Below are 3,117 nucleotides of genomic sequence, written 5' to 3'. Positions count from 1 at the left end.
GCCTGCCCCGCAGCGTGGAGCCGGCGGTGCGGGCATCGCGTCCGTCCACGACCCCACCAGGGGGACCTGCTCGCATGAGCTCGGTGAGCTTGGTCCCCGAGGTCGCCGCGCGGGACGGGAGCGGCTCCTCTGCGTACGGCACCCGTGCCCACAGCCCCGGGATGCGCGGCGCCCTCGCGATCGCCGGCGTCTTCCTGGTCACCCTGGTCGCCGCCGCGGCCGACTCCTACATCGGCCTCGGCCTCGGCATGATCACGCTGGTGGCACTCACCGCCGGGACCATCGGGGCCGCCCTGGTCACCCGGCGGAGCGACCTGCTGAGCGTCCTGGTCGCCCCGCCCCTGGTGTTCGTGGCGGTGGCCCTGCTGAACATCGGCCTGGCGCCGTCGGCCAGCCTGAACCTCCCCACGCTGGCGACGCTGCTCGTGCGCGGGTTCCCGGCCATGGGCCTGGCCACCGGCGTCGCGCTGGTGATCACCCTCGGGCGGCTGGCCGCCCGCCGCTGATCCACCCGGACACGCGAGAGGGCCGGCACCCCACGGGTGCCGGCCCTCTCGCGTCCCGCCCCGCGTCGGGGCAGGTCGGGTCCGTCAGTCGGTCTCGACCGCCAGCGCCTCGCGACGCGGCTTCAGCTCGTGCGGCAGGGCGAACACCAGACGCTCCTCTGCGGCCTTGACCGTCTCCACGTCGGCGTACCCGCGAGCCGCCAGCCAGTCGAGCACCTCGCTGACCAGGATCTCCGGCACGGAGGCGCCGCTGGTGACCCCGACCGTGCCGACGCCGTCCAGCCAGGCCTCGTCGACCTCGGAGGCGAAGTCGACCAGGTGGGAGTCCCGGGCCCCGGCCTCCAGCGCCACCTCGACCAGGCGGACCGAGTTCGAGGAGTTGGTGGAGCCGACGACCAGCACGAGGTCGCACTCGGCGGCCATCTGCTTGACCGCCTGCTGCCGGTTCTGCGTCGCGTAGCAGATGTCGTCGCTGGGCGGGCTCTGCAGACCGGGGAACCGGGTTTTCAACGAGTCGACCGTGGCCAGCGTCTCGTCGACCGACAGCGTGGTCTGGGAGAGCCAGACGACCTTCTCCGGGTCGCGCACCTGGACGTTGGCGATGTCCTCGGCGCCGTCGACGAGCTGGGTGTTGGCCGGGGCCTCGCCCATCGTGCCCTCGACCTCTTCGTGCCCGCGGTGCCCGATCAGCAGGATGTCGTAGTCGTCCTTGGCGAAGCGCTTGGCCTCCATGTGCACCTTGCTCACCAGGGGGCAGGTGGCGTCGATCGTCCGCAGCGACCGCTGCTCCGCCTCGGCCTTGACCGCCGGGGAGACGCCGTGGGCACTGAAGACGACGACCGCGCCCTCGGGCACCTCGTCGGTCTCCTCCACGAACACCGCACCGCGGCGCTCGAGGGTCGCCACGACGTGCTTGTTGTGCACGATCTGCTTCCGGACGTAGACCGGGGCGCCGTGGATCTCCAGCGCGCGTTCGACGGCGACGACCGCCCGGTCGACGCCGGCGCAGTACCCCCGGGGGTCGGCCAGCAGGACGCGTCCGCGCGGTTCAGCCATGCCCCCACTGTAGGTGCGCGCACCGCACGGGACCGGCCACTGCGGCCCGGAACGGGTGGGGCTGGACACGCTGGGGCGGCAGGAGTGCGCCCGGACGGGGGACGGCGCACGCGGTCGGGCTGCCGGTGATCGCCACGTGCGGCACCCTGGGCCCCATGGCTCGAGAGATCCCCGAGGTGGTCCGCGCGGCAGCCGGACTGGCCGCCACCGTGCTCGACGAAGCACGCAAGCTCCCCACGACGTTGCCGGGGCTCCCGGTCCGGCTGATCGGGCAGGCCCTGCAGGCCTCGCTGCAGCTGCAGCAGCACTACTCCGGGCTCGTGGCCCGCGGCGACGAGGTGCTCACCAGCCTGCGCGGCGACGCCGGACCGGGGCTGGCCACGTTCGACGACGACGAGGACGAGGCCCCCGCTCCTCGGCCTGCCTCCGCCGGGCGCGGCTCGGCCTTCGACCGGGTCGTGGACCTCGACGACGACCCCACGGCCGAGGAGCTCGCCGACACGCTGGCCGACGACCTCGCCGCCGCCGACCTGCCGGTGGCCGACCCCGACGACCTCTCCGACGAGGTGGCGGCCGTGCTGGCGGCCAGCTCCGACGACACCGTCGCCGACCTCTCCCCGGCCGAGGTGGCCGCGCTGCCGGACGACCCGGAGGCCGACGCGGTGACCGCGGTCGTCGACGAACTGGCTGCCGAGGTCGCCGACGAGGTGGCGGCGGAGGCGCCCGACGCCGTCCCGAACGAGGTGCTCGAGGAGCTCACCGCCGACACCGTGGCAGACATCGCCGAGGACGAGGCCGAGATCGAGGCGGCGGTCGCGGACGAGCTCGTCGCCGAGCCCGCGGTGCCCGGCACCCCGCCCGCCGAGGTCCTCGCGGCCGGGGTGTCGACGCTGGACGACATCGCCCCCGAGCAGGTGCCCGGGCAGACCCGGATCGTCGACGACGCAGTGCCCGACGTCCCCGCGCTCGACGACGCGGCCGAGGAGCTGGTCGACCTCGGCGGGCCGGAGGCGGCGGAGAGCGTCACGCCCGGCAGCGCGGTCACCGACAGCGCCGCCAGCGACCCGCTGGTCCCCTCCGAGACGCCGGCCGACGAGACCGGGCCTGCCGCCGACGGGGCACCGGTCAGCCCGGTCGAGGGCTACGACTCCTTCAGCATCCCGGCCTTGCGCGGGCACCTGCGCGCCTACCCGACCGAGACCGTGGCCGACCTGCTCGACTACGAGCGGGCCACCCGCGCCCGCGCGCCCTACGTGACGCTGCTGCAGAACCGGCTGGAGAAGCTCAGCGCCGACCGCGGCTGAGCCGGCGGCAGGGACGCGGCAGGCAGCGGAGACGGTGGGCGGCGCGGACACGACGGGCGGCGCGGACACGAGGGACACGGGGGGACGTCGACGGCTCGTCCTGCTGCTCACACTGGTCACCGTGCTGGTCGTCGTGGTCGGGCTGGCCGTCTGGCTGCGGGGCGGCGGGGCGGACGACGACCCGACCCCGACAGCCGTCGGGGATTCCACCACCACCGCGGCGGCCGTGACCCCGAGCCCCACGCCGACCC

3 protein-coding genes are annotated in these 3,117 nt (G+C 74.8%); 2 read left to right on the top strand and 1 reads right to left on the bottom strand.

Features of this window, described 5'->3' with window-relative positions:
* Positions 1 to 83: 83 nt before the first annotated feature.
* The gene (locus G5C62_RS26345; RefSeq protein ID WP_164703319.1) at positions 84 to 506 is read left to right on the top strand and encodes a DUF6542 domain-containing protein; all 423 of its coding nucleotides are present in this window, start codon (positions 84 to 86) and stop codon (positions 504 to 506) included.
* A gap of 84 nt (positions 507 to 590) precedes the next feature.
* On the opposite strand, the gene G5C62_RS26340 is transcribed toward G5C62_RS26345, so the two are convergent.
* The gene (locus tag G5C62_RS26340; RefSeq protein ID WP_036337370.1) at positions 591 to 1,562 is read right to left on the bottom strand and encodes a 4-hydroxy-3-methylbut-2-enyl diphosphate reductase; all 972 of its coding nucleotides are present in this window, start codon (positions 1,560 to 1,562) and stop codon (positions 591 to 593) included.
* Positions 1,563 to 1,717: 155 nt separating this feature from the next.
* Between G5C62_RS26340 and G5C62_RS26335 the strand changes: the two genes are divergently transcribed.
* The gene (locus tag G5C62_RS26335; protein ID WP_164703318.1) at positions 1,718 to 2,866 is read left to right on the top strand and encodes a lipid droplet-associated protein; all 1,149 of its coding nucleotides are present in this window, start codon (positions 1,718 to 1,720) and stop codon (positions 2,864 to 2,866) included.
* Positions 2,867 to 3,117 lie beyond the last annotated feature (251 nt).

It is taken from the genome of Modestobacter sp. KNN46-3 (genome assembly GCF_011039295.1).
This window is presented reverse-complemented; position numbering and strand designations above follow the sequence as displayed.